Consider the following 5338-nt stretch of genomic DNA (forward strand, 5'->3'; position numbering starts at 1 on the left):
GCTTCTCAAAGCTCAAGCAGTTCCGACGTGTCGCAACCCGCTTCGAAAAAACGGCCCGGAATTACCGGGCCGTCGTCACTCTCGCTGCCATTGTTCTATGGATGCGCTAGTGTCCACACCACCTAGGGCAGCTGCGGCGAATTGTCCGGCATCAAATGCTCCTTCACGATCAGGCCGACGATCAGCAGCGGTGACGACAGGAAGGCGCCCATCGGGCCCCACAGCCAGGTCCAGAATGCGAGCGCGAGAAAGACTGCGAGCGCGTTCAGCGACAGCCGGCGGCCGACGATCGTCGGCGTCACGAAATGTCCTTCCATGAAGGTCACGACCGCAAAGCAGGCCGGCGCGATCAGCCCTGCGCCGATGGTCGGCGAAGAGATGATGCCGACCGCGACCAGCACTACGAACATCGCGACCGGGCCGATGATCGGAATGAAATTAAGCGTCGCCGCGAGCGCGCCGAGCCCCGCCGGATTGGGCATGCCCGTCGCCGCGCAGATCGCGCCGGTGACGATGCCGACGCCGACATTGATCATCGTCACCGTCAGCAGATAATTGCCGAGATGGGTTTCGATCTCGTTGAGAATGCGCAGCGTGCGTAGCCGCGCCTCGCGCTCGCTGAAGGTCATCACCAGCGCGCGGCGCAGATCCTTCCAGCTCGCGATGAACAGGATCAGGGTCGCGATGAACAGCAGGAATTCCGCGAAGGTCGGTGACAGGAATTCCAGGGTCGGCTGCACCCATTCGAATTTCGGCAGCTGGAAAGTGGCCAGCGTGCCGGAGCCGCCGACCATGCTCTGCAGCTCCTGCCACAGGGCGAGCGGCCGGTCGAACACGTGCAGCTTATCCCTCAGGATCGCGCCGAGCTCTGGCAGCCGCGAGCTCCATTCCATGGCCGGCGAAGCGATCAGCCCGACCATGAAGGTCACGGCAGCGCCGACCGCGATCACGATCAGCACGGCGCCGAGCGCGCGCGGAATCCGGTAGCGCTCGAGCAGGTTCGCCGCCGGCGACAGCATGGTGCCGACAATGAAAGCCATGGTGATCGGGAGAAAGAAGGCGCGGGCCAGATAGAGCACGGCGACGATGACAATGACCAGCAGCGCGACCAGCGCAAAGGCGACGACCTCGGCACGGCTGACGACCGGTGGCGTTTCGGCCTTGCTGTCGGGGACGGGCGTGCCTTCGGGCGCATTGCCAAGCAGAATTTCACTCGGAAAAGCGCGCACCAGACTCCTCCCGCACGAGGACAACAAATGAATTTCGCGCAGCGAAACCGTCCCGCGCGTCAATAGCGCCTGACAACGGACCGCCCGGGCAAAGGTTCCATCGCGGGTTCGTGAGATGGGGCGGGTTGACAATCGCGGCTTCGGGACGATTCGCACCGGAACTCTCCGGCGGTCATGCGCGTTGGTCTGGCATCGCATCACCACGATGCGCATCCCGTCCAGGGGCAGCACATGACAAATCAGCCTCTCTCCAGCCGCCGGCTTGCGTCGCGCGCCGCGCGCACCCACGCCCGGACTCTTGCCCGCACCCTTGCCTTCGCCGGCGTCCTGTTGGTGACGCCATTCATCGTCACCAATTCGGCTCACGCCCAAGCCAGATCTTCTGCGCTCGGCTATGCGTCGACCCAGCCGGGCGCCTTCCCGTCCGATGAGGCGATGACCGATCCCTCGACCGGGGCCGCCGAGGACGGCGCGCTGCCTGAGCGGCTGCGCCGGACGACCGTCGCGCTCAACACGTCAGAGGCGCCCGGCACCATCATCATCGATACCGGCAACACCGCGCTGTATTACGTGCTCGGCGGCGGCCGAGCGATCCGCTACGGCGTCGGCGTCGGCCGCGAGGGGTTCACCTGGGCCGGCACCCAGACCATCAGCCGCAAGGCCGAGTGGCCGGATTGGCATCCGCCGGCCGAGATGATCAAGCGCCAGCCCTATCTGCCGCGCTTCATGGCCGGCGGCCCGGGCAACCCGCTCGGTGCGCGCGCGATGTATCTCGGCTCCAGCGAATACCGCATCCACGGCACCAACGATCCCACAACGATCGGCAAGTTCGTGTCGTCGGGCTGCATCCGCCTGACCAATGAAGACGTCTCCGACCTGTTCAGCCGGGTCGATGTCGGCACCAAGGTCGTGGTGCTGCCGAAGAACGCGCCGCATCTCGCCGTACGTGAGTTCGGCCCGGCGACGACGCAGATCTCGATCCGGCCGGCGCCGGTGCAGCCGCGTCCCGCGGTCATGACAATGCCTTCCGGCCGTCAGGCGATGAACATCCCTGCGACTTCCACGTTGTACTGAGGAATGCGTCGTACTGAGGGTCGGTAATGGCAAAGCGGCACGTGAGGCGGTGGGCGTTCGGGACGGCGGCATTGCTCGGCCTGTCCCTGGCGCCCGCGGCGCAAGCCCAGGATTTCTTCCAGCAACTGTTCGGCGGCTTCATGCAGGGCCGCGCGCCGGTGATCCGCATGCCGTTCGACGACGGCCCGGCACAGGTCATGCCGCGGGCCGAGCGTCGCGCGCGCTTTGACGGCGGCCAGGCCTATTGCGTGCGCACCTGCGACGGCCGCTATTTCCCGCTGGCTGCGACCGGCAATCAGAGCAAGGCGGAGAGCTGCAATAGTTTCTGCCCGGCGAGCGCGACCGAAGTGGTCTATGGCGGCAATATCGACAACGCCGCGACGGACGACGGCAGGCCGTATTCCGAGCTGCCGAACGCGTTCCGCTATCGCGACGAACTCGTCTCCGGCTGCACTTGCAACGGCAAGGATCCCGTCGGGCTCGCCGCGGTGAAGATCGAGGACGACCCGACCTTGCGCAAGGGCGACATTGTCGCCGGCAAGGATGGGCTGATGTCGGTCAGCCGTCCGGATCGGCGTGGTGCATCTCTCAATTTCACACCGGCGCCGGATCGCATCCGCGCGAAGTATCAGCGCGCGCCGGTGCTGGCGCGCGAGTAGCGTCGCTCACGCAAGGCAGGCCATTTCGGTTCCGAATTCTGGAACCGGCCTCCCGCTCGCACGTTAGCAACATGCGAACAGCACATTCACCGATGCCATCAGGGGGCCCCGCATGCTCGTCGGCGTACTCGTCACTTTCCTTGTCATTATTCTCGTTCTTTATCTCATCAACATGCTGCCGCTCGACGGCCGCGCCAAGCAGATCGCGCGCGTCGTCGTCATCATCATCGGCATCGTCTCGCTGCTGAAATATCTGGCGGTGTTCTAGCTTCGTCATTGCGAGCGAAGCGAAGCAATCCATCTCACCGCCTGAGTGGAGCAATGGATTGCTTCGTCGCTTCGCTTCTCGCAATGACGTGGATGCAGCAATGCATCTCCAATAAAAAAGCCCCGGCTCATCGCCGGGGCTTTTGCTTGGTCGTTGCGACCCTCGGATCAGCCCGCGGCCTTGGCCTCGCGGCGGCGCGCGGTGAGGATGTATTCGGTGTAGCCGTTCGGCTGCGTACGTCCCTCGAACACGAGGTCGCAGGCCGCCTTGAAGGCGACGCCGTCGAACGACGGTGCCATCGGCTTGTAGAGGCTGTCGCCGGCGTTCTGCTTGTCGACAACGACAGCCATGCGCTTCAGCGATTCCATCACCTGATCCCTGGTGATGACGCCCTGATGCAGCCAGTTCGCCAGATGCTGGCTCGAGATGCGCAAGGTGGCGCGGTCTTCCATCAGGCCGACATCGTGGATGTCGGGCACCTTGGAGCAGCCGACGCCCTGGTCGATCCAGCGCACGACGTAGCCCAAAATGCCCTGGCAGTTGTTGTCGATCTCCTGCTTGACGTCGTCGGGCGCCCAGTTCGACTGCGACACCGGAATGGTGAGGATGTCGGAGAGTTTTGCGCGCGGGCCGCCCTTGGTGAGCTCCTGCTGGCGGGCTGTTACGTTGACCTGGTGATAGTGCAGCGCGTGCAGCGTCGCTGCAGTCGGCGACGGCACCCAGGCCGTGGTGGCGCCGGCCTGCGGATGGCCGATCTTCTGCGCCAGCATGTCGGCCATCTTGTCGGGCGCGGCCCACATGCCCTTGCCGATCTGGGCATGGCCGGGCAGGCCGTCGATCAGGCCGTTGTCGACGTTCCAGTCCTCATAGGCTTTGATCCACGGCTGCGCCTTCATGTCGTTCTTGCGGATCATCGGACCCGCTTCCATCGAGGTGTGGATCTCGTCGCCGGTGCGGTCGAGGAAGCCGGTGTTGATGAACATGATGCGCTTGGAGGCGCGCTGGATGCAGGCCTTGAGGTTGACCGTGGTGCGGCGCTCCTCGTCCATGATGCCGACCTTCAGCGTGTTCTCCGGCAGACCGAGCATCTTCTCGACCTCGGCGAACAGGTCGCAGGTCAGCGTCACCTCGTCGGGACCGTGCATCTTCGGCTTGACGATGTAGGCCGAGCCGGTGCGGCTGTTCTTGACCTTGGAATTGCCCTTAAGGTCATGGATCGCGAGCAGGCCGGCGACCGCAGCGTCGAGAAGACCTTCGGGAATTTCCTCGCCCTTGGCGTCGAGCACGGCGTCGGTGAACATGTGGTGGCCGACATTGCGCATCAGGAGCAGGCTGCGGCCGTGCAGCTTCAGCTCGCTGCCGTCGGGCTTCTTGTAGACGCGGTCGGCATTGAGCGAACGGGTCAGCGTCTTGCCGCCCTTGTCGAAATCGGCCGACAGCGTGCCGTTCATCAGGCCGAGCGTGTTGCGATAGACCAGCACCTTGTCTTCGGCATCGACGGCGGCGACCGAGTCTTCCATGTCGAGAATGGTCGAGACCGCCGATTCCAGGATCATGTCGGCAACCCCGGCCGGATCGTCCTTGCCGATGACGTTGCTGCGGTCGATCTTGACCTCGACATGCATGCCGTTATTGACGAGCAGAATCGCGGTGGGCTGGGCCGCGTCGCCCAGATAGCCGGCGAACTGGGCGCCGTTCTTCAGCGCGGTCGAATTGCCGCTCTTCAGCTTGACCGACAGCTGGCCCGCGATCACGGCGTAAGACGTCACGTCGGTGTGGCTTCCGGTCGCGAGCGGCACGGCGGCGTCGAGGAATGCCTTCGCCTTCGCGATCACCTTGTCGCCGCGGGCCTTGTTGTAGCCCTTTCCGCTTTCGCTCGGGTCATGCGGGATCGCGTCGGTGCCGTAGAAGGCGTCATACAGCGAACCCCAGCGCGCGTTGGCGGCGTTCAAGGCGTAGCGGGCGTTGGTCAGCGGCACCACGAGCTGCGGGCCGCAGATCTTGCCGATCTCCTCGTCGACATTTGCGGTCTCGACCTTGTGGGTCGCGGGCTCCGGCAGCAGGTAGCCGATGTCCTTCAGGAACGCGGTGTAGGCGTTGATGTCGAA

General features: G+C 64.6%; 5 protein-coding genes and 1 pseudogene. 4 read left to right on the top strand and 2 right to left on the bottom strand.

The genetic code is table 11. The annotated features are described in order from the left end of the window. Positions 1-110 (top strand): annotated as a pseudogene (locus FNJ47_RS44420) (IS5/IS1182 family transposase); the annotation flags it as partial. 12 nt (positions 111-122) lie between these two features. Here FNJ47_RS44420 and FNJ47_RS44425 read toward each other — a convergent pair. Beyond that, complete coding sequence (locus tag FNJ47_RS44425; RefSeq protein WP_163162888.1) at positions 123-1229, bottom strand: AI-2E family transporter; 1107 nt, start codon at positions 1227-1229, stop codon at positions 123-125. Between the two features lie 231 nt (positions 1230-1460). On the opposite strand from FNJ47_RS44425, the gene FNJ47_RS44430 reads away from it, so the two are divergent. The 3 genes from FNJ47_RS44430 to FNJ47_RS50080 all read left to right on the top strand — a co-directional run bounded on the left by FNJ47_RS44430 (position 1461) and on the right by FNJ47_RS50080 (position 3230). Continuing rightward, positions 1461-2303 carry a L,D-transpeptidase gene (locus FNJ47_RS44430; protein WP_165446143.1) on the top strand — a complete coding sequence of 281 codons (843 nt, stop codon included), beginning with the start codon at positions 1461-1463 and terminating at the stop codon, positions 2301-2303. Positions 2304-2329: 26 nt separating this feature from the next. Beyond that, the gene (locus FNJ47_RS44435) at positions 2330-2962 is read left to right on the top strand and encodes a DUF2865 domain-containing protein (RefSeq protein ID WP_163162892.1); all 633 of its coding nucleotides are present in this window, start codon (positions 2330-2332) and stop codon (positions 2960-2962) included. A 112-nt stretch (positions 2963-3074) separates the two neighbouring features. Further along, positions 3075-3230 carry a Thivi_2564 family membrane protein gene (locus tag FNJ47_RS50080; RefSeq protein ID WP_021076357.1) on the top strand — a complete coding sequence of 52 codons (156 nt, stop codon included), beginning with the start codon at positions 3075-3077 and terminating at the stop codon, positions 3228-3230. Positions 3231-3397: 167 nt separating this feature from the next. Here FNJ47_RS50080 and FNJ47_RS44440 read toward each other — a convergent pair. Then, positions 3398-5338 (bottom strand): malate synthase G (locus tag FNJ47_RS44440; protein WP_163162894.1); only part of this gene is annotated, 1941 nt, incomplete at its 5' end.

This window comes from Bradyrhizobium uaiense (genome assembly GCF_010811875.1).
Taxonomy (GTDB): domain Bacteria; phylum Pseudomonadota; class Alphaproteobacteria; order Rhizobiales; family Xanthobacteraceae; genus Bradyrhizobium; species Bradyrhizobium uaiense.